This window comes from Psychromonas sp. psych-6C06 (assembly GCF_002835465.1).
In the GTDB taxonomy this organism is placed as follows: Bacteria; Pseudomonadota; Gammaproteobacteria; order Enterobacterales; family Psychromonadaceae; genus Psychromonas.
Genome location: NZ_PIZM01000002.1, coordinates 723,365 through 747,006 on the forward strand (window position 1 = coordinate 723,365; position 23,642 = coordinate 747,006).

Genomic DNA, 23,642 nt, shown 5'->3' on the forward strand with positions numbered 1-23,642 from the left:
AAACCACACAACAAAAAAATTAATCAGAACCAAACAGATCGCGCGTATAAACTTTATCTGCGACATCGAGTAACTCAGGAGCCATTCGATTTGAAACAATCACATCAGCTTCCGCTTTGAAGGCCTCTAAATCCTTAATCACACGCGAATGGAAAAATTCATCTTCATTAAAGACCGGCTCAAAAATAATCACTTCAATACCTTTCGCCTTAATACGCTTCATAATACCTTGAATACTCGAAGCCCTAAAGTTATCGGATCCAGATTTCATAATTAAACGGTAGATACCTACTTTTTTAGGATTACGCTTCAAGATTGAATCGGCAATAAAATCTTTACGTGTACTGTTCGCATCAACAATCGCACCAATAATACTATTAGGTACATCTTGGTAATTAGCACGAAGTTGTTTGGTATCTTTAGGTAAACAATATCCACCGTAACCAAATGAGGGGTTGTTATAATGATTGCCAATACGCGGATCTAATCCCACCCCTTCAATGATCTGTTTAGCATCTAAACCGTGGGATTCAGCATAAGAATCTAACTCATTAAAATAAGCAACGCGCATTGCGAGGTAGGTATTAGAAAAAAGCTTTACCGCTTCAGCTTCGGTAGAATTAGTGAATAAAATATCGATACTTTCTTTCAAGGCACCTTCAGCTAATAAGTTAGCAAAGACAGTCGCACGTTCACTTTGTTCGCCAACAATTATACGAGAGGGATGTAAATTATCGTATAAAGCACGCCCTTCACGCAAAAACTCAGGAGAGAAAATAATTTTTTCGCAAGCAAATTTTTCACAAGCCATTTTTGTATAACCAACCGGTACCGTAGACTTTATTACCATCACTGCATTAGGATTGAGCGCAATTACATCTTGAATTACAGCCTCAACAGAATCGGTATTAAAATAGTTAGTGTTTACATCATAATCAGTAGGTGTAGCGATAATTACATAATCTGCACCTTCATAAGCTAAACTTTTATCCATTGTTGCAAAAAGATTTAATGTTTTATTCGCTAAAAAGTCTTCGATTTCACTATCAACAATAGGGGATTTTTTATTATTTATTAAATCGACCTTCTCTGGAATTAGATCAATGGCGACTACTTGATTGTTTTGTGCAAGTAATACCGCATTTGAAAGGCCTACATAGCCGGTTCCTGCAATCGCTATTTTCATAAAATTTTATCACTCTTATATTTAATATTATTCTTTGCTTTCCATACCAGATCACCAATCTCATCTGTTGGATTAAAACCAGCTGGCACAGAGAGTAAGATCTCACGAATCTTTTCATGATCAAAACAGTCACAAGCTACATCTAAACGATCTAAAATCAACTTATATTCAGAATAGGGTAAGAAACTCTCATTAGCGCACATAATACGCTCATGCTCGCTTCCCATGACATTGTCACCGATGAGCAATTCTTCAAAGAGTTTTTCTCCAGGCCTTAAGCCAGTATATTTTATCTCGATATCACCATAGGGGTTTTCTGCTGATTTTACCTCTAGCCCCGAGAGTTTAATCAAATTAACCGCTAAATCTACAATACGTACCGGCTCGCCCATGTCCAACACAAATACATCACCACCTTTACCCATTGCACCAGCTTGGATAACGAGACCAGCAGCTTCAGGAATGGTCATAAAGTAACGAATAATATCAGGGTGAGTGATCGTCACATGATCACCTTCTGAAATTTGACGCTTAAACAGGGGAATAACAGATCCAGAAGAGCCTAATACATTACCAAAACGCACCATACAAAAACGTGTATTGTGATCTTCAGCGGCAAGCGACTGCAGTGATAGCTCAGCCATGCGCTTAGTCGTTCCCATTACATTTGTAGGGCGAACAGCTTTATCTGTTGAAATAAGCACAAATGATTCCACTTGTGCTTCGATGGCAGCCAATGCTGTAAAATAAGTACCAAAAACATTATTACGCACCCCTTCAACAACGTTATATTCCACTAACGGAACATGTTTGTAGGCAGCTGCATGGTAAAGCGTCTGAACCTTAAAGCTTTTTAAGATAGCAGAAAGACGATTTTGTCTCTGCACAGAGCCTAATAATGGCACTATCTCTACATCGAGTTGTTGTAAGCTATCAATGCCACTAAGCTCTTTTTCTATTTGATAAAGTGCGTATTCTGATAATTCAAATAAAATAAGTGTTTTTGGCTGCTGCAAAAGAATCTGCCTACATAACTCTGAGCCAATAGATCCACCAGCACCAGTCACCATAACAACTTTATTTTTTATATTAGCGCCCAACAATTCAGGTTTAGCAGGTATAGCATCTCGCCCTAATAAATCTTCAATAGGTACATCACGAAGTTGATCTATCGTTGCAGTACCGTTTAATAACTCCTCAAAACGGGGAATCGATAATACTTCAACGGGTAATTCAACTAAAGAGTCAATAATACTTTTGCGTGCTCCTCTTTGGACACTTGGCATAGCTAATAATATCTTTCCCACCCTTTTATGCTTAATTAATGATTCAAGGTCATTATTAGCATAAACGGTTAAACCATTAACCACTGTTTTAAGCAGTTTCTTCTCGTCATCGACAAATGCAACAGGATGCAATTCATCACCTTGTCGCAACAAGTTAAGTAATTGACGCCCTGAATCTCCAGCACCATAAATAACAACTCTTTCTTTCTTACGGCTTTTTTGTTTAGAAACTGAAACTCTAACTAATAAGCGCGCTCCTCCACTTAATAGCAGCAAGAAAGTACAATAAATAATAGGAATAGAGCGTGGAATAAACAGATCAGTGAAATATCCCAGCATCACTAGAAAAACTGAAGAAGCTAAGCAACTTAATACAATGGTAAATAGAGCGTGAACACTTAGGTAGCGCAATACCGCACGATAAAGTCCTACGCGAGCAAAAAGAAACAGTGTGCTTAAAGCAAGGAGCAACAATGCATGGGTATATTCTGGCTCTTTTAAAAGGGTTAAATCGCCTAAACGTGTATAAAATGCCCCAATAAAAGCGAGCGAAATAAATAAAAAATCGGCAGTAATACTGATTAAACGTTTGTATAAGCGTGAAATAGAAAAAAAGTAATTCATTTAAAATTTAATCCAGAAAATTTAAAAAGCCTTGCTAATTTGCAAGGCCTTTAGAATATCATAAAAGTCATTCAGAAAGTTGTTTAACCAACACGATCACCAGATCCACTGCCCGTTGCAGTTTGTACAATATAAGTAAAATAGTTTTTTAAGGTCAACGTTTCGATCATTTTCTGGTCGGTTTCCGCTAACAACTTTGGCGTGGACATATCAATGGTATTCACTTGAGCAAGCCCAGTAATACCTGGCAACACATCATAAACACATCGACTGTCACGCTCGTTAATTAACTCTTCTTGGTTAAATAAATTTGGGCGAGGCCCTACAAAACTCATTTCACCTTTTAACACGTTGATTAACTGTGGTAATTCATCAATTTTAGTTTTACGTAAAATCCCACCTAGTTTAGTAATAGAAGCAGTACTTGCTAAATGACTCGCGACTGATTTTGTATCAACCGACATGGTGCGAAATTTAATAAGATTAAATGGCTTCTTATTTTTGCCAACTCTTTGTTGAATAAAAACGGGAGAGCCAGTATCAAAGTAACCAAAAATAGTCACGATTAATAAGATTGGAAAGGTAACGATAAGGCCGAAAAAGGCCATTAAAAAATCTAAAACTCTAATTATAAAGTGGTTCATAAATATCTTACTGCTTATTTGTTGTTAAACAACTAAATGTATCTGCCATAGTAAATGGTGGTTTCCAGCCTAAAAGCTCTCTAGCTTTACTGGAATCGACCTGCAGGTCTCCAGTTAATTGTTCAATCTGCTCTTTTTTGCCTGAAACTTTGCCCAATAAAGAAAAAACAAAACTCGGAACAGGAAGCTGAATCAAAGGTTTTTCTAAACCTTTAGCAATACCATTAGTAAACTCTTTGATAGAAACATCCACACCATCTGAAATACAGAATATCTCATTTTTAGCTTTCGGGTGTTCAATACACACTGAAATAAAGTCTGCTAAATTATCGACCGAGATAAAACTACGCTTATTATCACACAAAGCAAAAGGTAACATTGGCACTTTGTTAACTAAGTTAACTAATTTACGAAAATTCCCTGGCGCGTTTTTTCCATAGACAAGGACAGGCCGAATCACAACAACTTCCATGTTACTTTTAGATGCTATATCTAACAGTCTTTGCTCTGCAATATATTTTGATTTGGCATAACTAGACTGAGGAGCCGGTATAGAATCTTCAGAAAAAACTTCATTTCCTATAGTTTTATTACCAATAACACCTATTGAACTAACAAATATGAAACGTTTTACTCCCCCTCTCTCTGCCTCACTTGCCAAATGAATAGTTCCATTCGTATTTACATCGGCATACTTACTATCTGTATAAGAGTTAGAGTGAGCTAAGCCAGCTAAATGAATGACAACATCCACATCGTTAAATGCCCCAGACCAGTCTGTATTATCATTAACTGAATTAATATGGAAAGTATCTAATGAATTACGTCCATTCATTGCTCTTAGAACCTTCCTAAATTTTTTATCAGGATACCTGTTTAATAGAGCTGTTCCTATAAAACCCGAGGCACCTGTAATTAATATTTTCATTTATATTTATACCAAACTACATTAACAAAATATTTAATACTAAGGCACAGACTTTTAAACACGCCAATACCTTCTTCATTTCGGTAAATGTTCCAAAAGAAAGAGACTAACTTACTTTTATTAGAAGAGACAGAACCATCTAGCCTTCTATAAGAACAAAGCTTTTCATCCAGAGCATATATATACTGGCATTTTTTAATTAATTTTAGCCAAAGTGCAAAATCTTCATGACCACAAATAGGAAATTTTTGCTGACCTAATAACTCCTTTGTTACCATAGCAGTTAAGCATCCAACAGAGTTATTAGTTAGCAACTGACTGTAGTTTACAATTGCTGGAGGAGAGTATGAGGAAACTATAACCCCGTCATCATTAATAATATTATATGCAGTACACGAAAACATAATATCATTATCACTCATAAATTTGACTTGCTTGCTTAACTTATCCTTTTCCCACAGATCATCGGCATCTAAGAATGCTATATACTCCCCATTGGCTAAACTTAGAGCTACATTCCTCGGAAGTGCGGGGCTACCGGAGTTTGTATCTAAAGTTATACAGCTAATCCTTGGGTCATTAAACGTTTGAATAGTTTCAACGGTGTTATCAGTTGAGTGATCATCTACAATTATTAACTCCCAACTTGGATAACTTTGAATTAGAACGGATCTAATTGAATCAGATATACTCAAACTAGCATTGTAAGAAGGCATGATAATAGAAATTAGCTTCATAAAATATCCAATAAATTGCGAAATAAATGCTTCATACTACCAATATAACTTGGCTAGGCCATATAAACAGCACTAGTTTTACCGGCAAAATAGCTGTTCGACGAGCAATAACAGTAACCTAAAAAGTTACCACCTAAACACTCATTAACGACACGTACATTGGCCAATTAGCGACTATAAAAAAATCAATATTAACGAATCAACAACCTTAATGCATATTCAATTTGTTTAGAAAAAGGCAACTTATATATAATACCTTTCAGCACAGTCGTGAATATTAATAAGCGGTTATATTTATTAAAATACTCTAGCTGAATAGACTTTAGTTCTGTTATCCACACTGCTTGCCCATCTTTATTATTACTTATTCCCCCTTGCATAAAGTTTGATATATCTATATCAAAGCATTGAATACTTTCCTTTTTAACATATAAGTTACAGAAAAAATCGTAGTCTGCCAAAATCTTATATTTTTTAGAGTATAAGTTTCTTTTATGGTAACTTGTAGAAATAAAAGTAGATTGATGAGGGTAAGCTGGCCTATTTGCAATCTCTGACGTATGTGTAAGTTTTCTAACTCTTACCTTATTTGAGTTTATATCAGAAGATAGCAATGAGAATACGTTTGCCACAGCAGATAATTGAATTCTCGACAAGTCAGTCCCGGCGGAGTCTAAAAAAACATCACTTGAGTTCAAAAATAAAATATAATCTGAGCTTACGGAGGTCAAATTGATCCCTTTATTCATTGCATCGTATATTCCTTCATCAGATTCGCTAATACAGGTTATTGATGGCATTTCCAAGTTTTCAACAATACCTTCTAAAAACTGTTTTGTACCATCCGTTGAGCCACCATCGACAATAATATACTCAAGTTTACCAGTGTACTTTTTTGAAAAGTTAACAACGCTTTGGTATGTTTTTTTTATACCAATAAGATCATTGTAGGCAACGGTTATAATAGATAAGTACATTTTAATATTCCATTAATAATGGCAACCAAACGGAAGCACCAGGGCAACCATGATAGACAGTTTTAGTTCAATTTGAATATGATTTTAAAATTTTTTTTCTGTATATCTATTGAAATAAAATTTAAAAGAAAAAACAACATCAGCATATAATACTGAAAAGTAAATATGTAAGGCTGAAAAGCTGAAAAATAAAGAGCGAAGACATATAACTTAATAACCAACAATGTATTTTTTTTTAAAATAATCAGCAGTAATCCAATATGCAGAAAAACTGAAAAGAGAAATGTCACTGTTCCGAACGGTACGCCTAACGCAGGGAAAAAAAAGCTTAAGGACGTACCAAAAGCATTAAATGGGCCTGCTCCATTAAGGTATATTTCATTATTTCTTAAATACTCCGCAACCATTGTCTCGGGAGAACCATTCCCTAACACATTATATATCAAGCTCTCTACACCAGTAAACGGCCCCAAAGCGACGGGAAAATCTAAGTAGTGTGATATTAATGGAATTTGAATAACATGATAATTCAGTACCTGTTCCCACAAATAAACTATCGAATCAAGTAGCTCGACACCAAGCCTATTCGCGATAAGAAAGAATGAAAAAAACAGCAACAACATTATAACTAATATATTTTTATTTAATATTTTATTAGCTATAATATTATTTAGGATTAAGATAACAACAAATTGATAGATAGCAAACCGCCCACCAACAAGCACATTTGATATTAAAAATGCACATAACAATATTTTTTGCTGTTTCTCCTCTTTAGTTGTAATAATCATTAATACTAGCGATAGAGGAACAATAACCTTAGAAAAAAACGCTCCCAAATATGAAAAGCCAAAATAAACTGTGTTTACACCCTCAGCACTAAAATATTGAGCCCTAACTTTACCTAATTGAAAATCATACTTATAAGCAAGGATAAACTTCCCAACTATTACTACTAAGTAACATAAAATAACAAACCAATAAGTAGATTTCCCATACAAATTACCATAACCTGTATTTTCTACTTTACTGCTATGTGGGACAAAAACAAAAAAAAGAAAGAGTGATACAGCTATGGTAAAAAAGCTAATAACAAGCTCGCTATCTGCACCATGTAATACCCCGCCATAACTTATGAAAAACCATGGGAAAGATACTAATAATGACAGAAGAACACTACCGCTAAGCTTTATATTATTACATCGATATATCTTCATATGCTTTCGTATAAGTTAATGTATTTTCTTGCCACTACAGAACTATCAAATGATTTTAAAACCTTATTCCGAGCATTAATGCAAAGTTCATCATACTCATCATGTTCAAGCACCCACTCTATTCCTTTTGCTAAATCTGCGCTATCAAAAGGCTGAGCCAAATAGCCATTATTCTTATGTTCAATTAAATCTGCATTGCCACCAATATCAAAGGCAACAACAGGGGTTGAACAAGCTAGACTTTCCATTATTGCATTTGATAAATTCTCTTGTAGTGAGGGCACGACCATGACATCAACAGCACTGTACAAAGTAACCAAACTTACATCATCATGCAAATGCCCTAAGTAGTGTGTTTTAAATCCAAAATTTTGAGATTTTTTAGGTTCGCTACTGCCAAAAACAACAAGCTCGATATTTTGATTCGTTAACTTGTTTAAAGCCTCACTTAATTCTTTAAAACCTTTGTTTATATCGCCTGTAGCATTATTCGCGCCAAATAAAACTAAATATCCATTCGCTGGTAAAGACCAAAGCTCTCTTGCTTTATTTTTATCAAAAGGTTTAAAAGTCTCGGTGTTAATCGGGTTTGGTAAATTAATATGCTTGTAGTCTTTCAAAAGAGAGCTATTTTTCGAGCACTCGTTTAACCAACTGCTTAAACCTACAATAGTCATATTTGATATATTTGAAAAAGCTCTTTTTTTCCTATTCCAAACTTTTCGACTTAAATCATTTTCTTTATTACTTTTGAGAATCGGGCAATTACCACAATTGGTCTTATATCTTTTACAATTCCACATTATATGACAGCCACCAGTAAATGCCCAGTTGTCATGTAAAGACCAAATAATTGGAGCTTTTATTTTGGCTAAATCTTCAACTCTAATCATCCCCCCGGCAATCCAATGGAGATGAACAACATCAGGGTTCATATTATTTATTTCATCAACAATCCCACTAAAACCAAGCGCAGATGGGCTGAAGAGGGTCTTTACCCTATTTTTATAAAAAAGAACTGGTATTCCATCTATTGTTGGACGGATTTTAGCAATACCTTTATTAATTTTTCCGGGCTTAGCAACTACAGTCCAATCATCACTACTTTTATCTTGTACCAGCATTTGACTATCTACATTTTCAGATAATAGCGATTGATGTAAGCGATAGGCGGCTCGAGCAGCACCGCCTTGGATATCAGATGTATTCACAATTAAAACTTTCATGCTATCAAATTCCGACTTAAAACTACACGACTTAATTTGTTTATCACGCGGATAATAAATGGCTTTTTCAGCCCCCGATAAAAACTCTTGATTAGAGTAACTGCCAATTCATTTTCTTCAATTTCAACTGGAAAATGAAAATCATTTGTTTTATTAAGAGGCAAACTATACGACTCGCTCTTACCGCAATGCACACCACTACCATCCAACCCGATATTATCAACAAATGTCTGTGTAGGATTCAAGCAAAAGCCATTATTTTTAAAAATAGTTGCATACCAATAAATCGCCCATGTATCAATTTTCTTATTTTTATTAGCCACGACTTGTGCCCAAAAATTTTCTGCACCATCAAGGTTAAATGACCTTCTGTCGGTTCGACTAAAATCACTGATAGCTTGCTCTGTATTCTTTTCAAAGCTACTCCAGCGATCAGACCAAGTAGCCCATCCCCAGCAATTCATGGTTCTCCATAAAAAAACATCTGCTAAACCTTTTTTTTCTATTGGATAATTCCATCCGCTAATATGCCAAACATCTTTTTGGTCAGAATAGAAATCTAATGCTGAATTCATAAACTTCAAGAAATAAGGACTGGTAACTAGATCATCTTCAAGAACAATTATTTTTCCATATACAGCTATTATTTCTGATACACCACCAATTATCGAGTTTGCTAAACCAATGTTTTTCTCTTTTTTTATAATTGTTACTTTTTTAAACCCTGAAACATTGGATATTAATTCATGAACCATATTAACTTGAGCATATGCGCTTTCATTTTTAGGGGCATCTGCATAGATAAATAATTCACTATCAGGCGCGAGGCTATTTTTCTGTAAAGCTTGTAATGTTTTTTGTGTATGTTCAGGGCGGTTGTAAACAAATAAAACTATGGGTGCCAAGTTATTCAAAATTTGAATCCTATATTTCTAAAAGGGAGTAACAGTGCATTACTTTGCAGTATGAATGTCACGCGTGATTTTTTATTTACAATGTTAAATAAGTATGAGGCAACAAGTTGCGCAACTAAAGTTGCCATCGCAGCGCCGTATATACCGTATTCTGGAATTAAAAGGATATTCAGTAACACATTCAGAGCGGCACCAGCTAAAGTTCGGTAGAATGAATATATTTGTAGCCCTTCAGCAATAAACCACTTGCTACTTGATACACCTAAAAAAACAAAAACTGCAGACCAAATATGGATCATCAATACACCGCCCGCTTCAATAAATTCTATTCCATAAAGTAGACGAATAATCCAATCGCTTAAAAATGTCATTGGGATTGCTATAAAAACAGCTATCCATGCCATTAAATCATAAAGTTTTTGCATGCGAGAATAATATAACTCCTTTGATACTTTTTTAGCATTAAGAATCGCTGGAAATAATGATGAGGATATAATCATTGGAATAAAATACCAAACTTCACTTAATCTAACTGCAGCAGCATATTGACCAACATCTGCACTACCCAGCATATTCTTGATCATTATTTGATCTACCTTCATATACATGGAAATAACTAATCCACTTAAAATCAGAGGCCAGCTATCTTTCAGTAAAGATTTCGCACAGTTTTTATCAATAGACCATGTGAAGATAGATAATTTATTTTGTAAGTAAAAATAGAGAAAACCACTTGCCAGAACGAAGCTATCGAAAATAATTACGTAAGCGAATGCAATTAACGGAGCGTTATTTACAATTAATATAACTTTAAATAATGAGGACAATAAAAGAGAAAAAACATTGCTATATACAACGTATTTACTTTGCACTACACTTTGAAAATAAAAATCAATAACGTTAAAACTTTGGAATACAGTGGCTGATGCTATTATAAAAATTAGTAAGTTAGTTTGGTACTCATCTGACTGAAAAAAAATAGAAAAAGCTAACAACGAGAGAACTAAAATAGCACCTACCAACTTAAGTATAAATGCAGTTCCTAAAAGTTTGTCTCTCTGACTTTTATCTTTCACCAACTCCCTTATAACAATACCATCAAGCCCTAACGTCGCGAATGCAGTAAAAAGAGCAACAAAACTTTGCGCATAACTGAATAGCCCAAATTGCTCAGGGCCTAAATATCGAGCAACCCAAATACCAACGAAAAGCCCGAGGGTCATCCTTAATATTTTCTCACCAAGTAGCCATGAAGTATTTTTTAAATACTTCATTACGCCTTGGTTACTTTTTAGATTGATTAGTTTTTTTACAACATTCACTTGAACAGAATCAACCTCGGAACTTATCTTGGTTATCAACAAACCATTGATAAGACATACCTAAACCATCTTCTAACGAAACAGAATATTTCCATCCAAGCGATTCCACTCTATTAACATTCATCAATTTACGAGGAGCACCATCAGGTTTAGATTCATCAAATTTAATTTCCCCTTCAAAGCCAACTACTTTCGCAACTGTTTCGACTAACTCTTTAATAGTGCAATCTACGCCTGTACCTACATTGATATGACTTAACATCGGTTGAGTATTTGCCTCATAAGTCGATTGTTCTAAATTCATTACATGGATAGAAGCAGCAGCCATATCATCGACATATAAAAACTCACGCTTAGGTTTACCGCTCCCCCATGCCATCACTTCTTTGTCGTTATTTAATTTAGCTTCGTGGAAACGACGCAACAATGCAGGTATAACATGGCTATTTTCAGGATGAAAATTATCATGAGCACCATAAAGGTTGGTTGGCATAACACTTCGATAATCTCGACTGTACTGACGGTTATAACTTTCACACAATTTAATGCCCGCTATTTTAGCAATGGCATAAGGCTCATTAGTTTCTTCTAGAGTACCCGTTAATAGTGCCGATTCCATCATTGGTTGACTAGCTAATTTCGGATAGATACATGAAGAGCCCAAAAATAATAGTTGTTGAACATCTGCTAAGTGTGCACTGTGAATAATATTGCACTGAATCATCAGATTTTCATAAATAAAATCAGCAGGGTAAGTATTGTTTGCCACTATCCCGCCAACCTTAGCAGCAGCTAAATAAACTTGCTCAATTCCTTCGCTCTCAAAAAAATCACACACAGCTTTTTGATTGGTTAAATCTAACTCGCAACGCTTACGTGTAATGATATTAGTATAACCATTGGCTTTAAGTTGGCGAACAATTGCAGCCCCCACCATGCCACGATGCCCTGCCACAAAAACCTTTGCATTTAACGCAGACATTTTATTATCCTTGATTTTCAATTGAGATTGCAACATCATGTCCGTGTGCTTTAAGTAATGCATGTTGCTTAGCTTTACTTAAATCATTTTTAACCATTTCTGAACACATCTCTTCAACGGTTATCTGTGGAACCCAGCCTAACTTTTCTTTTGCTTTTGTAGGGTCTCCAAGCAATGTCTCAACTTCAGCAGGTCGGAAATATCTAGGATCAACCTTAACAATCACATCTCCAACTTTAATTGCAGGAGCATTATCACCAATAACTGCAGTAACAGTAGCAATTTCGTTAATGCCCTCGCCAGAGAATACTAACTCAATGCCAGCTTCTTTAGCAGAAAGTGTTACAAACTCACGAACACTAATTTGCTTGCCAGTTGCAATTACAAAGTCATCTGCTTTGTCTTGTTGTAACATCATCCACTGCATACGAACATAGTCTTTTGCATGACCCCAGTCGCGTAATGCATCCATATTACCCAGGTATAAACACTTTTCTAACCCTTGAGAGATATTAGCAATAGCGCGTGTGATTTTACGGGTCACAAAGGTTTCACCACGGCGTGGTGATTCATGGTTAAATAAGATTCCGTTACAAGCGTACATGCCGTAAGATTCTCGGTAGTTAACTACAATCCAGTAGGCATACATTTTAGCGACAGCATAAGGTGAACGCGGGTGAAATGGTGTTGTTTCTTTTTGCGGGATCTCTTGCACTTCACCGTAAAGCTCAGAAGTAGAAGCTTGGTAGAATTTTGTTTTCTTTTCTAAACCTAAAAAGCGGATTGCCTCTAACAGACGTAACGTGCCCATTGCATCTACATCTGCTGTATATTCAGGGCATTCAAAAGAAACCGCTACGTGAGATTGCGCACCTAGGTTGTAAACTTCATCTGGTTGCACATCTTTAATAATGCGCGTTAAATTAGATGAATCGGTTAAGTCACCGTAGTGTAAGAAAAAATTTTGATTTTTTTCGTGGTTATCTTGATAGATATGGTCAACACGTTCAGTGTTTAAAGAAGATGCGCGGCGCTTGATACCATGAACTTCATAACCTTTTTCTAGTAGTAATTCAGCAAGGTATGAGCCATCTTGACCTGTAACACCTGTTATTAACGCAACTTTTTTATTTGACATGAGCTTTCCTAATAAATTTATTTTATTGAAACTTTCTCTTAACGAATTATATTAATACAACTAATATTTAGAGCTGAACCTGAAAGTCCAATTAGTTAATTGGTTAATTGGTTAATTAAATTTTTGTATATTTTGCAGTGCTTTCAAAACAATCTCATATGCTTGAGCATAGGTACAAGCTTCAGCATAACAACGTAACTCTGGCGCATTGCCAGATGGCCGAAGGTGAATAACGCTATTATCTGCTAATGTAACTCTTAAACCATCAGTTTGATCAACATTTTTAATCTCTAAATTTTCAAAGCCTAATTGTAACATTAATTTTGCAGGTTCCTGCTGTCCTTGAGCAATAATTGCTTGGCTTTTTTCTGTTGCAAAATTTTGGATACGGTCACTATGCGTAAAGCGCTGTGGTAAAGTATTTACTAACCTTGAAATAACGCCATCACCTGCGGCAACCAGTAACATAATAGCAGGAAGAATAGCATCGCGAGTCGGCAACCTTTTTAATGACTTACCACCCAAGTGCACATCACTACCGAGTATGAAGCCACCATTTGCCTCAAAGCCAGCTACTGAACTAAATTTTTTAGCTAAAGTAGCAAATTCAGCAATGACATAAGGTGAGCCAATTTTTGTTCTTTCAACATGCTTGAATTTCTGGCTTAATTCTACTGCTGTATTAGTACTAACAGGTACTGTTAATGCTTCTATATTTAATGCTTCGGCAGCTAACAAACCGAGAATATCTCCTCGCAACCAGTTTCCATTTTCATCCGATACTAATGGGCGGTCACCATCCCCATCTGTTGAGAATACTAAATCTAGGTTATGTTCTTTAGACCAATTTATTGCTTTTAGAGTATCTTCTTTTGAAACCGCTTCTGTATCAATAGGCACGAATTTATCGCTACGCTCTAGCGCAATTACTTCAGCACCTAGCGCTTCAAAGATTCGGCAATATAGATCGCGACCTGCACTAGAGTGTTCGTAAATACCGATACGTTTACCAGTTAACCAAGGCGAGTCAAACAGAGACGTGTAACGGTTAATATATTCTTCTGCGGCATAATTATTCGTAATTAGCTCAGGCAATTTATCTAATGCTATAAATTCAACCAGTGCATTAATAATCACTTGCTCATCAGCTTTGCTAATTTCACCATCTGGGCGGTAAAATTTAAGACCATTTCGATCAAAAGGAATATGACTGCCAGTTACCATGATGGCTGGCATAGCATATTCTTGAGCAACGTATGCCAAGGCAGGTGTTGGAACTACGCCGTAGTATACTGTTTCGATATCCAATTGTTTTAGTGCTTCAACACATGCTTGTGCCATGGCATAACTACTAGGACGGTTATCAATAGCGATAGCTACAGTTTCAAAATTGAAATTGTTTTTCATGCCAGCAATAAAAGCAACAGCAAACGCGGCACATACATCGGGACTGAACTCAGTGACTAAACCACGAGCACCACTTGTGCCAAATGCAACACCGCTTTCAGCAATGACTTTTGAACTTATTAAAGTTGAATTATTTAGCATTTTATTACCTTAGGCTCGTCCATAACGGTCTTCAAATCGAACTATATCGTCTTCACCTAGGTAACTACCTGTTTGAATTTCGATCATTTCCAGCGGAATCTTGCCTGGGTTTTCTAAGGCATGTATTGTTCCAAGAGGGATATAGGTTGATTCATTTTCTGTAACTAAAATAGTTTTGTCACCGTTAAGTACACTTGCGGTGCCAGAAACAACAATCCAATGCTCTGAGCGATGGTGATGTTTTTGAATTGATAGCTTTTCACCCGGTTTTACGGTAATGCGTTTAACTTGATCACGTTTACCCGTGTCAATTGAGTCGTATTTACCCCATGGTCGATAAACTTCGCGATGTAATTTCGCTTCAGTTCGCTCAGATGCATTTAAATGATTAACAACTCTTTTTACATCTTGAACCTTATCTTTATGCGCGACTAAAATGGCATCTTTAGTCTCGATAATGACTAGGTTATCAACACCGACCGTTGATACTAATTTGTTTTCTGCATAAATATAATTATTCGTAGAATCAACAGTGATCACATCACCATTAATTGCGTTTTTATTTTCATCTTTTACTGATACATCCCACAATGCAGAGAATGAACCAACATCACTCCAACCTGCATCCATCGGCACAACGACAACATCATCGCTTTTCTCCATTACCGCATAGTCAACAGAGTCATTTGGACAAGTTTCAAAGATAGCTTTATCGACACGTACAAACTCTTGGTCTTTTGATGGCGCTGCAATCGCGCGTTTACAGACATCTAACATCTCTGGTGCGAATTTTTCTAATTCTTCAAGGTAACGACTTGCTTTCAACAGGAACATACCACTGTTCCAATAGTACCCCCCCTCAGCTATGTAAGTTTCTGCTGTCATTAAATTTGGTTTTTCTACAAACTCGCTCACCGAGTAAGCATTACCATTTTGTTCACCAGATTTAATATATCCATAACCTGTTTCTGGTGCTGTAGGTACGATGCCAAATGTTACCAGCTGCCCACTTTGTGCAAATGGCAATGCATTTTGAACTGATTCTTGAAATGCACTTGTATTCTCAATAATATGATCAGCAGCAAGCACTAATAATATAGGATCTTCGCCCTCGGATACATTGTTAACTACTTGAAGCGCAGCAAGTGCGATAGCAGGTGCGGTATTTCTGCCAACCGGTTCAAGAATGATCCCCCCATGTTCATATCCGGCCAAACGCATTTGTTCAGCAGCAATAAAACGATGTTCTTCATTACAGATTAAAACCGGCGCAGTATGCTCAATATCAGCTAAACGAGCAACGGTTTGTTGCAACATTGATTGCTCACCGGTGACTGTTAAAAATTGCTTTGGATAAAGCTCACGTGAAAGTGGCCATAATCGACTACCGGTGCCGCCTGCCATAATAACGGGTAAAATCATATTGAATCCCTAATCTATTTTAAAAATTTACGACGAAGAACTGTCTGTTTAGCATACGGCTCAAAATACCAACGCGTATGCTTATGTACTTGCGGATGTTCAAGTAGTTGCTCTACACCAAACCAGTTGTAGTCATTATGTTGCTTCGTTGGTAATGCTAATAATTCGTCATCAATCGTCAAACGATAGCCAAGCGCTACGTAGTGTGTGCTGAAATCTTCACCTGTTAGATTATTTGTATAAAAATGGTCAAATGGACCGATTAGTTGCGCATCTAATATTGTAAACTCAGTGCCTAACTCATTTAAGGTTAAGCGTTTAAAAGCCTCAGCCATCGATTCATCTTTAAGAATGCGCCCACCAGGTACAAACCAATAACCTTGTGCAGGACGATTGTTGCGTTTACCTAGAAGTACCTCCCCCTTTTGGTTATAAACAACTAGATCTATCGATACGAGAGGGGTATTTTTTATGATAGATTTAAAGGTATCTAGTGGTAACATTGGGTGCACTCTCTTAAACGTTATATTAAATAAAAATGTGTGGTTATTCGTTTTTCTAGTTAGCTCAGCAAAGTCAGCAACACATATTTATTTTATTTTGAGACAACAGTTTTATCATCATTGTAAAGCCTAAGTATTAACTCACTTATTTAAAGCCCCTAAAAATATTTTAAATTCAACCACGCTACCGCCACTTGGTTTTATAAAAGCCAGTATCTAATTTCATAATTTTGAGCGCGTAATTTATCGTACTTTGACTAAAATTACCATGCTGACAGACTCTCTTTATATTTTATTTGCTTAAGATGAGTGGCGAGACTTTATTAACGATATCAGTAATAGTAATCACCATTAACCAAGTCCCAATACAATAACCCTTATATTTATCTGAATTTATAGAAACAACTAGTGAGTTTTTGGACTATCCCGTAACATATTGCATTGAAAATATATAGCTAGCAGACGATTAATGAGCAAACAATAGTTTATTGTGTATTATAAAAGTCGGGAAGAGGAACGTGCTTTTCAGCATTTACACAATCAGGGGATCACCTCTTTTTCCCAAAAATCAAAAAAAGAAGCTATTACGAGGAAAGAAAGTATTAGCTACAGAGGCTTTATTTCCTAGTTATCTATTTGTTCACCTTGAGCAAGATAATTGTAATTTTAATAGCTTACGCTCTACGCGTGGCGTGAATAGTTTTATCCGTTTTGGAGGGCAGATGGCAAAGCATCCGATGCGCTTGTTTCTGAATTATAGCAGATTTGCCATCGTCTGAATGAATTTGAGGCTGATACTAAATCGTTATTTGAAAAAGGCGATCAAGTCGAGATAACAGAAGGTGCATTTCAAGGCGCAAAAGGAATATTCACTTGCGAAAATGGATTATAGAGCTCAATGCTGTTACTCAACATACTTAACCAAGAGAAAAAATATCTTTTACTAATAAAACAATTAAAAAAATTAGAGGTCACCATGGTACTTCATCAATTCCAAAACCTACGTATTGCGCAAGCTTTCTCGGACTATTTATCACAGTTGCAAATATCTAATAGTATCGAACATGATAGTTTTCACTACCACGTAGTGTTAAATGACCTTACTCAAGTTGAGAGAGCGCAAGCCGAATTAGCGCTTTTTTTAGAAAACCCTAATCAAGAAAAATACTTGTCTGCTAGCTGGGAAACGGGAAATACTGACACTCCTCGCTCTGAACTTGCTTACGCAAACTCACACTTAGTGAGAAACTTTATTGACCATGCTGGTTGGCTAACGCTGTCTGTTTTTCTGTTTTGTGTGGTTATTTATGCGCTAAATACGCTTGGTATGTTCCAGCCGATGCAATCGGGATTGGCATTTTTTACTTATCAACCCTTTGATTATTCAGAAAGTTGGCGCTTTATTACCCCTGCTTTTTTACATTTTAGCGCACTACATATCGTCTTTAATTTACTTTGGTGGTGGCAACTTGCTGGTGTGGTTGAGAAGCAACAAGGTAAACAGCGCCTATTATTGCTTTTCCTGTTTAGCGCTATCGCCTCAAATCTTGCGCAATATTTTTTAGTCGGCCCCTATTTTGGTGGGCTAAGTGGTGTTGTTTATGGTTTGGTGGGTTACTGCTGGTTATTTGGCATGCTTAATAAAAACAGTATTGTAAATCTTCCCAACTCATATTTCGCATTTTTACTGGGCTGGTTAGCATTAGGATTTATCGATGTTTTACCAATGAATGTGGCCAACTATGCCCACTTAGTTGGATTGTTAGCAGGTTTATTGTTGGCTTTTGTGGTTTCTAAATTAAAATTATAATCTATTTATATACGGCCAAATTCCAGGCCGTATATAAACCCTAAAAGAGAAAATTACTGATATAAGTACTTGGTAAAGAGCACATCTTCTAATGGTTTTTTGCCAGTCTCGGTGTACAGCAATTGATTAACCTCTTCTAAGCAACGAGCACGTATCCCTTCTCGTTCGGTAATCGACTTTACCATTGCCTCATTTTGTTGGCCAAAAATAGCAATAATCTTATCTCTGATGAGAGGCTCATGCTCATCAATTAATGCGTAATTACTTTTTGATTTAACCATTAGCTCTACTGTTACTCGAACAAAACCGATACGTTTACCCGGTTTTATATAGTTGGTGATAATGTCTGGTTCGAGTGAGAAGTATTGATAATCATTTTGTACCGCCTCCCCCTCACCTGTAGCTTCTTCATCAGCTAATACAAATGATGAGTTGAACAACAAACAAAGCACACATAACAGCGCTCTTTTCCACATGGTCTTTTCCTTTAACTAATGTAATGGTGATACAATAGCAAACAATTACTTTTTTTTCCTGTTTGTAAAGGTTTTCATGCGTAATAACATTCTTCCCTTAGGTGCGTTAACACATTGGTTTTCCGAAACTAAACCGCCACACTGTGCAGATAATATTGCAACTTGGCTCTATGATCACAACTCACTGACCCAAAAACTAGAAACCCATTTTAAGAGCTTTTCAGTAGAGATAAAGCAACAGCTAAATGTAACACCAAATAAGTACTTATCTCCTCTTTTTAAACAGGAGGAAAAAATATTAGTACGCGAGGTTTTTTTACATTGTAATAATAAGCCCGTGGTACTCGCGCAGACAGAGATCCCTTTTTCTACACTCACCGAGCAACAGTTGGCATTAGCCGAGATTGGAGAGCAGTCACTGGGAACAATATTGTTTCAAGATCCAAGTATGCTTCGAGGACAAATTGAGGTTACAGAATTTGAAAAAGGCTCTTTTTTCCATCAATTAGTTAGCGATTTAGGTCAACCTGCAAATCATTCTTTATGGGCAAGGCGATCACTTTTCTATCTGCAAAATAAACCGCTATTAGTGAGTGAGCTTTTTTTACCGGCCTCTGGTATTTACAATGAATAAAAATAAATTAGTCGCCTATGCACAGTTAATGCGTATCGATAAACCTATTGGTACCTTATTACTTTTATGGCCAACTTTATGGGCATTATGGGTAGCAGCCAAAGGTATGCCCGATTTAAGTGTGCTAATTGTATTTATTGCCGGGGTTTTTATCATGCGAAGTGCCGGCTGTGTGATCAACGATTTTGCAGATAGGAAGGTAGATGGGTCTGTGACGCGCACTCAACACCGACCATTGCCTTCAGGCCGAGCAACCAGTCGCGAGGCTATCATCTTATTTGTTCTATTAGGGCTCAGCGCTTTGCTACTGGTATTAACGCAAAATTGGCTAACTATACAGCTCTCTGCAGTAGGGTTATTACTGGCCTTTTCATACCCGTTTATGAAACGTTTTACCCATTTACCGCAACTCGTTTTAGGAATGGCTTTTAGCTGGGCTATCCCAATGGCCTATGCAGCTCAATCTGGAGAGTTAGCACTAATTGTATGGTTACTGTTTATTATCAACCTACTTTGGACTGTTGCCTATGACACCATGTATGCAATGGTTGATCGTGATGATGATTTAAAAATAGGCATTAAATCGACCGCAATTTTATTTGGTAAAAATGACAAGTTGATCATTGGTTTATTGCAAATAACAACATTGCTATTACTGCTCTGGCTAGGGTTATCTGAGCAACTTGGGGTTTTCTATTATATTGGTTTATTGATCACCTTAGTGCTGTTTATTAAACAACAGATAGCGATTAAAGATCGTGACAAGCAAGCCTGTTTCAAGGCTTTTTTAGATAATAACCATGTTGGTTTTGTTATCTTTATGTCGTTATTTTTAAGTTATTTGTGAAGTAAAAAAATCACTCATGTAGTCGCTTTGAGTAATAACTGCGCGTAAACACCGTCATCCTCGAAGTGGGTGAGGATCTGCTTAGCTAATAGCTACGCACTGGGATTCCCGATAAAACAATTCGGGAATGACGTTTTATGTCAGGGTAATAGCCACACGCAAATATCGTCATCCTCGAAGTGGGTTATCGAGGATCTGTTTAGCAAATAGCTACGTACAAAGATTCCCGATAAAACAATTCGGGAATGACGTTTTATGTCAGGGTAATAGCCACACGCAAATATCGTCATCCTCGAAGTGGGTTATCGAGGATCTAATTACGCAAATAGCTACGCACTGGGATTCCCGATAAAACAATTCGGGAATGACGTTTTATGTCAGGGTAATAGCCACACGCAAATATCGTCATCCTCGAAGTGGGTTATCGAGGATCTAATTAGGCAAATAGCTACGCACTGGGATTCCCGATAAAACAATTCGGGAATGACAGTTATGAATAGGATAATTACTATACGCAAATATCGTCATCCTCGAAGTGGGTTATCGAGGATCTAATTACGCAAATAGCTACGCACTGGGATTCCCGATAAAACAATTCGGGAATGACAGTTATGAATAGGGGTAATAGCCACACGCAAATACCGTCATCCTCGAAGTAGGTTATCGAGGATCTGTTTAGCAAATAGCTACGTACAAAGATTCCCGATAAAACAACTCGGGAATGACGGCTATGAATAGGGGTAATAGCCACAAGCAAATATCGTCATCCTCGAAGTGAGTTATCGAGGATCTACTTGGGCTAATAGCTACGCACTGAGATTCCCGATAAAACAGCTCAGGAATGACTTTTTATGAGATAACAGCACCTCGAAATTATCGATAAAGCAATTGGGGATGACGGAATGACGTATAAAGGCTCTTTCGCAATTCAATAAATTATAGAGGATAGATCTTTCCATTCTGGATTTTGTTTATTTATTAAGTTTATTTTCCAAGCCCTATTCCAATGTTTTAACTGCTTTTCTCTGGTGATCGCATCGTACATAGTTTCGTGCATCTCGAAATAGATTAGATTTTTTAAGTAATATTTTTCGCTAAAACCTTTAGTAGTTCCAGCTTTATGTTGCGCAATACGTTGTCTTAAGTTGCTTGTCACACCAATGTACAACACTCCCTCTTTTTTGTTTGATAACATATATGTACATGGTTGTTTTTCTACCATCTACATCTCCTAGGCGCCATAAGTTCAGTTGATTAAGTTTAGCTGGTAAAACACTTTTAGCTTGAAGTAGTTTGTTAGCACACAGATTCCCGATAAAACAATTCGGGAATGACGTTATGATGTGGGGGGGAATAGTAGCACTTAAACACCGTCATCCTCGAAGTGGGTTATCGAGGATCTACTTGGGCTAATAGCTACGTACAAAGATTCCCGATAAAACAATTCGGGAATGACGTTATGATATGGGGGGGAATAGCAGCACGTAAATATCGTCATCCTCGAAGTGGGTTATCGAGGATCTACTTGGGCTAATAGCTATGCACAAAGATTCCCGATAAAAAAACTCGGGAATCAGGCTCTGTGCGCTAGCGACACACAGAGATTCCTAACCAAACAACTCGGAAATGACGCTCTGCTAGGGGGTAAATAACGACCCTAACAACCTGGGCCACACTCCATACATTGATTTATCATAGCTGTACCTAATTTCAGTTTGGCATTCAGATCGCGCAATGCAGTGCGGACACCTTCTTCGATAACAGGATGATAAAACGGCATATCGAGCATTTGTGAAATGGTCATACGGTTTTGGTGTGCCCAAGCTAATAAGTGCGCTAAATGCTCAGCTTGTGGCCCTATCATTTCAGCGCCTAATAACCGCCCAGTACCATGTTCAGCATAAATATGTAGTAACCCTTTATTTTTCAACATAACGCGGCTACGTCCTTGATCTTCAAAGGAAACAGTGCCCGTTTCGAAACAACCGCACTCCCCTAGTTTTTCAATGACCTGTTTACGACTCAAACCAACCATTGCTAGTTGTGGGTCAGTAAATACGGCAGCAATTGAGCTACGGCGTAGACCTGCACGAATATTGGGGTATACACCTGCATTGCTTCCCGCTATTTTTCCTTGGTCTGCAGCTTCATGTAAGAGAGGAATTTGATTGCTCGCATCACCTGCTATAAATATATTTTCGACTGATGTCTGCATAGTAAATGGGTCTGCAATAGGAACACCGCGATCATCAGTTTCAAGGTTGATAGCATCTAAACCTAAGTTATCAACATTCGGACGACGCCCTGTCGCCGCTAATACATATTCAACGCATTTAATTTGCTCAACACCTTGCTTGTCGATATATGTTATTTGTACTTGCCCGTCTTTTTGAATCATCTCTTTTACGTTGGCGTCAGCATCTAAATAGAATTCATCAGAGAAGGCTTTTTGAGCATAGGCCATCACGTCAGGATCAGTAAATGGACCAACCTGTCCTCCCATCCCGAACATTAAGACTTCGACACCTAAACGATGTAATGACTGCCCTAACTCTAATCCAATAACACCGGGACCAAATACTGCAATAGACTTCGGAAGATCAGTCCAATTAAAAACATCATCATTAATAATTAAGTTATCGCCAAGGTCATTCCAAACGGCTGGGTAACTAGGTCTCGACCCCGTTGCAATAACAATTCGTTTTGCATTCACTAAGGTATGATCATCTATTTGTAATTGAGTTTGAGTAACAAAAGTAGCTTTACCGATAAGCTTATCTTTTTCGTTAATACCGTCTACAGCCTCAACAACAAAGCCTACAAAACGATCGCGTTCATCGCGAATTCGTTGCATTACTTTTTTGCCGTCAATACGTACATCGCCATCAACAAACACACCGAAGGGTGCTGTATGTTGTGCACTATGAGCACTTTCTGCGGCAGCAATTAGTAACTTACTTGGCATACACCCAACACGCGCACAAGTCGTACCAAATACCCCACCTTCAATAAGTACAACCGATTCAGTATGCTCTTTGGCAGCACGATATGACGCTAAACCCGCAGTACCACCACCGATAACAGCTACATCAACATTTATTTCTTTCATTACTTTTCCTTACAAATCATCAGCTCTGATTAAAAAACTTAAAAATAAAGTGTAATTAATTAGATTTTGGCTATAAAAAAGCGCGTCTTTCAAGAAAGACACGCTTAAGCAT

Annotated in this window: 21 protein-coding genes; 3 read left to right on the forward strand and 18 right to left on the reverse strand. The window is 37.0% G+C overall.

Annotation, left to right across the window (positions count from 1 at the left end):
- Nucleotides 1-19 precede the first annotated feature (19 nt).
- From CW745_RS06440 to CW745_RS06510, 15 genes are all read right to left on the reverse strand, one after another.
- Nucleotides 20-1,186, reverse strand: coding sequence for a nucleotide sugar dehydrogenase (locus CW745_RS06440; RefSeq protein WP_101107786.1), 1,167 nt, complete (start codon nt 1,184-1,186; stop codon nt 20-22).
- On the reverse strand, nt 1,183-3,096 hold the full coding sequence (locus CW745_RS06445) for a nucleoside-diphosphate sugar epimerase/dehydratase (RefSeq protein WP_101107788.1): 1,914 nt from the start codon (nt 3,094-3,096) through the stop codon (nt 1,183-1,185). The genes CW745_RS06440 and CW745_RS06445 overlap by 4 nt, the downstream gene beginning before the upstream one ends.
- Before the next feature lie 83 nt (nt 3,097-3,179).
- On the reverse strand, nt 3,180-3,740 hold the full coding sequence (locus CW745_RS06450) for a sugar transferase (protein WP_238596714.1): 561 nt from the start codon (nt 3,738-3,740) through the stop codon (nt 3,180-3,182).
- Between the two features lie 7 nt (nt 3,741-3,747).
- Complete coding sequence (locus CW745_RS06455; RefSeq protein WP_101107790.1) at nt 3,748-4,668, reverse strand: NAD-dependent epimerase/dehydratase family protein; 921 nt, start codon at nt 4,666-4,668, stop codon at nt 3,748-3,750.
- Nucleotides 4,665-5,405 (reverse strand): glycosyltransferase family 2 protein, encoded by a 741-nt coding sequence (locus tag CW745_RS06460; RefSeq protein WP_101107792.1) that lies wholly within the window; start codon nt 5,403-5,405, stop codon nt 4,665-4,667. The genes CW745_RS06455 and CW745_RS06460 overlap by 4 nt, the downstream gene beginning before the upstream one ends.
- A 191-nt stretch (nt 5,406-5,596) precedes the next feature.
- A complete protein-coding gene (locus CW745_RS06465; RefSeq protein ID WP_101107794.1) occupies nt 5,597-6,382 on the reverse strand; it encodes a glycosyltransferase in 786 nt (261 codons plus the stop codon).
- A 62-nt stretch (nt 6,383-6,444) separates the two neighbouring features.
- Nucleotides 6,445-7,599 carry a hypothetical protein gene (locus CW745_RS06470; RefSeq protein ID WP_101107795.1) on the reverse strand — a complete coding sequence of 385 codons (1,155 nt, stop codon included), beginning with the start codon at nt 7,597-7,599 and terminating at the stop codon, nt 6,445-6,447.
- Nucleotides 7,596-8,825, reverse strand: a complete 1,230-nt coding sequence (locus CW745_RS06475; RefSeq protein ID WP_101107797.1) for a glycosyltransferase family 4 protein — start codon at nt 8,823-8,825, stop codon at nt 7,596-7,598. The genes CW745_RS06470 and CW745_RS06475 overlap by 4 nt, the downstream gene beginning before the upstream one ends.
- A complete protein-coding gene (locus CW745_RS06480) occupies nt 8,822-9,739 on the reverse strand; it encodes a glycosyltransferase (protein WP_101107799.1) in 918 nt (305 codons plus the stop codon). The genes CW745_RS06475 and CW745_RS06480 overlap by 4 nt, the downstream gene beginning before the upstream one ends.
- A complete protein-coding gene (locus CW745_RS06485) occupies nt 9,736-11,061 on the reverse strand; it encodes a flippase (protein ID WP_238596717.1) in 1,326 nt (441 codons plus the stop codon). Before CW745_RS06485 ends, CW745_RS06480 begins: the two co-directional genes overlap by 4 nt.
- A gap of 10 nt (nt 11,062-11,071) precedes the next feature.
- Nucleotides 11,072-12,043: a GDP-L-fucose synthase gene (locus CW745_RS06490; RefSeq protein ID WP_101107803.1), complete on the reverse strand. Its 972-nt coding sequence runs from the start codon at nt 12,041-12,043 to the stop codon at nt 11,072-11,074.
- A 4-nt stretch (nt 12,044-12,047) separates the two neighbouring features.
- Nucleotides 12,048-13,181 (reverse strand): GDP-mannose 4,6-dehydratase, encoded by a 1,134-nt coding sequence (gmd, locus tag CW745_RS06495; protein WP_101107805.1) that lies wholly within the window; start codon nt 13,179-13,181, stop codon nt 12,048-12,050.
- A 111-nt stretch (nt 13,182-13,292) separates the two neighbouring features.
- Nucleotides 13,293-14,729, reverse strand: a complete 1,437-nt coding sequence (locus CW745_RS06500) for a phosphomannomutase (protein ID WP_101107807.1) — start codon at nt 14,727-14,729, stop codon at nt 13,293-13,295.
- 9 nt (nt 14,730-14,738) lie between these two features.
- Nucleotides 14,739-16,151, reverse strand: a complete 1,413-nt coding sequence (locus tag CW745_RS06505) for a mannose-1-phosphate guanylyltransferase/mannose-6-phosphate isomerase (RefSeq protein WP_101107809.1) — start codon at nt 16,149-16,151, stop codon at nt 14,739-14,741.
- Nucleotides 16,152-16,165: 14 nt separating this feature from the next.
- Nucleotides 16,166-16,654: a GDP-mannose mannosyl hydrolase gene (locus tag CW745_RS06510; RefSeq protein ID WP_101107811.1), complete on the reverse strand. Its 489-nt coding sequence runs from the start codon at nt 16,652-16,654 to the stop codon at nt 16,166-16,168.
- Between the two features lie 898 nt (nt 16,655-17,552).
- Between CW745_RS06510 and glpG the strand changes: the two genes are divergently transcribed.
- Nucleotides 17,553-18,464, forward strand: a complete 912-nt coding sequence (glpG, locus tag CW745_RS06520) for a rhomboid family intramembrane serine protease GlpG (protein ID WP_238596720.1) — start codon at nt 17,553-17,555, stop codon at nt 18,462-18,464.
- A gap of 53 nt (nt 18,465-18,517) precedes the next feature.
- Here glpG and CW745_RS06525 read toward each other — a convergent pair whose 3' ends face one another.
- Nucleotides 18,518-18,940 carry a flagellar basal body-associated protein FliL gene (locus CW745_RS06525; protein ID WP_101107815.1) on the reverse strand — a complete coding sequence of 141 codons (423 nt, stop codon included), beginning with the start codon at nt 18,938-18,940 and terminating at the stop codon, nt 18,518-18,520.
- Nucleotides 18,941-19,016: 76 nt separating this feature from the next.
- On the opposite strand from CW745_RS06525, the gene CW745_RS06530 reads away from it, so the two are divergent.
- Nucleotides 19,017-19,574, forward strand: a complete 558-nt coding sequence (locus CW745_RS06530) for a chorismate lyase (RefSeq protein ID WP_101107817.1) — start codon at nt 19,017-19,019, stop codon at nt 19,572-19,574.
- Nucleotides 19,567-20,421 (forward strand): 4-hydroxybenzoate octaprenyltransferase, encoded by an 855-nt coding sequence (gene ubiA / locus CW745_RS06535; protein WP_101107819.1) that lies wholly within the window; start codon nt 19,567-19,569, stop codon nt 20,419-20,421. The genes CW745_RS06530 and ubiA overlap by 8 nt, the downstream gene beginning before the upstream one ends.
- Before the next feature lie 928 nt (nt 20,422-21,349).
- Here the strand turns inward: ubiA and CW745_RS06540 are convergent.
- Nucleotides 21,350-21,643 carry a GIY-YIG nuclease family protein gene (locus CW745_RS06540; protein ID WP_101107821.1) on the reverse strand — a complete coding sequence of 98 codons (294 nt, stop codon included), beginning with the start codon at nt 21,641-21,643 and terminating at the stop codon, nt 21,350-21,352.
- A gap of 435 nt (nt 21,644-22,078) precedes the next feature.
- Nucleotides 22,079-23,530 carry a dihydrolipoyl dehydrogenase gene (locus tag CW745_RS06545; RefSeq protein WP_101107823.1) on the reverse strand — a complete coding sequence of 484 codons (1,452 nt, stop codon included), beginning with the start codon at nt 23,528-23,530 and terminating at the stop codon, nt 22,079-22,081.
- Between the last annotated feature and the right edge of the window lie 112 nt (nt 23,531-23,642).

Coding starts and splice junctions, on each gene's coding strand:
- CW745_RS06500 (WP_101107807.1), bottom strand. CDS start 14,729: ATGCTAAATAATTCAACTTTAATAAGTTCAAAAGTCATTGCTGAAAGC.
- CW745_RS06540 (WP_101107821.1), bottom strand. CDS start 21,643: ATGGTAGAAAAACAACCATGTACATATATGTTATCAAACAAAAAAGAG.
- CW745_RS06450 (WP_238596714.1), bottom strand. CDS start 3,740: ATGAACCACTTTATAATTAGAGTTTTAGATTTTTTAATGGCCTTTTTC.
- CW745_RS06445 (WP_101107788.1), bottom strand. CDS start 3,096: ATGAATTACTTTTTTTCTATTTCACGCTTATACAAACGTTTAATCAGT.
- CW745_RS06460 (WP_101107792.1), bottom strand. CDS start 5,405: ATGAAGCTAATTTCTATTATCATGCCTTCTTACAATGCTAGTTTGAGT.
- CW745_RS06440 (WP_101107786.1), bottom strand. CDS start 1,186: ATGAAAATAGCGATTGCAGGAACCGGCTATGTAGGCCTTTCAAATGCG.
- CW745_RS06545 (WP_101107823.1), bottom strand. CDS start 23,530: ATGAAAGAAATAAATGTTGATGTAGCTGTTATCGGTGGTGGTACTGCG.
- CW745_RS06505 (WP_101107809.1), bottom strand. CDS start 16,151: ATGATTTTACCCGTTATTATGGCAGGCGGCACCGGTAGTCGATTATGG.
- CW745_RS06490 (WP_101107803.1), bottom strand. CDS start 12,043: ATGTCTGCGTTAAATGCAAAGGTTTTTGTGGCAGGGCATCGTGGCATG.
- CW745_RS06475 (WP_101107797.1), bottom strand. CDS start 8,825: ATGAAAGTTTTAATTGTGAATACATCTGATATCCAAGGCGGTGCTGCT.
- CW745_RS06470 (WP_101107795.1), bottom strand. CDS start 7,599: ATGAAGATATATCGATGTAATAATATAAAGCTTAGCGGTAGTGTTCTT.
- ubiA (WP_101107819.1), top strand. CDS start 19,567: ATGAATAAAAATAAATTAGTCGCCTATGCACAGTTAATGCGTATCGAT.
- CW745_RS06530 (WP_101107817.1), top strand. CDS start 19,017: ATGCGTAATAACATTCTTCCCTTAGGTGCGTTAACACATTGGTTTTCC.
- CW745_RS06465 (WP_101107794.1), bottom strand. CDS start 6,382: ATGTACTTATCTATTATAACCGTTGCCTACAATGATCTTATTGGTATA.
- CW745_RS06525 (WP_101107815.1), bottom strand. CDS start 18,940: ATGTGGAAAAGAGCGCTGTTATGTGTGCTTTGTTTGTTGTTCAACTCA.
- CW745_RS06455 (WP_101107790.1), bottom strand. CDS start 4,668: ATGAAAATATTAATTACAGGTGCCTCGGGTTTTATAGGAACAGCTCTA.
- CW745_RS06510 (WP_101107811.1), bottom strand. CDS start 16,654: ATGTTACCACTAGATACCTTTAAATCTATCATAAAAAATACCCCTCTC.
- glpG (WP_238596720.1), top strand. CDS start 17,553: ATGCTGTTACTCAACATACTTAACCAAGAGAAAAAATATCTTTTACTA.
- gmd (WP_101107805.1), bottom strand. CDS start 13,181: ATGTCAAATAAAAAAGTTGCGTTAATAACAGGTGTTACAGGTCAAGAT.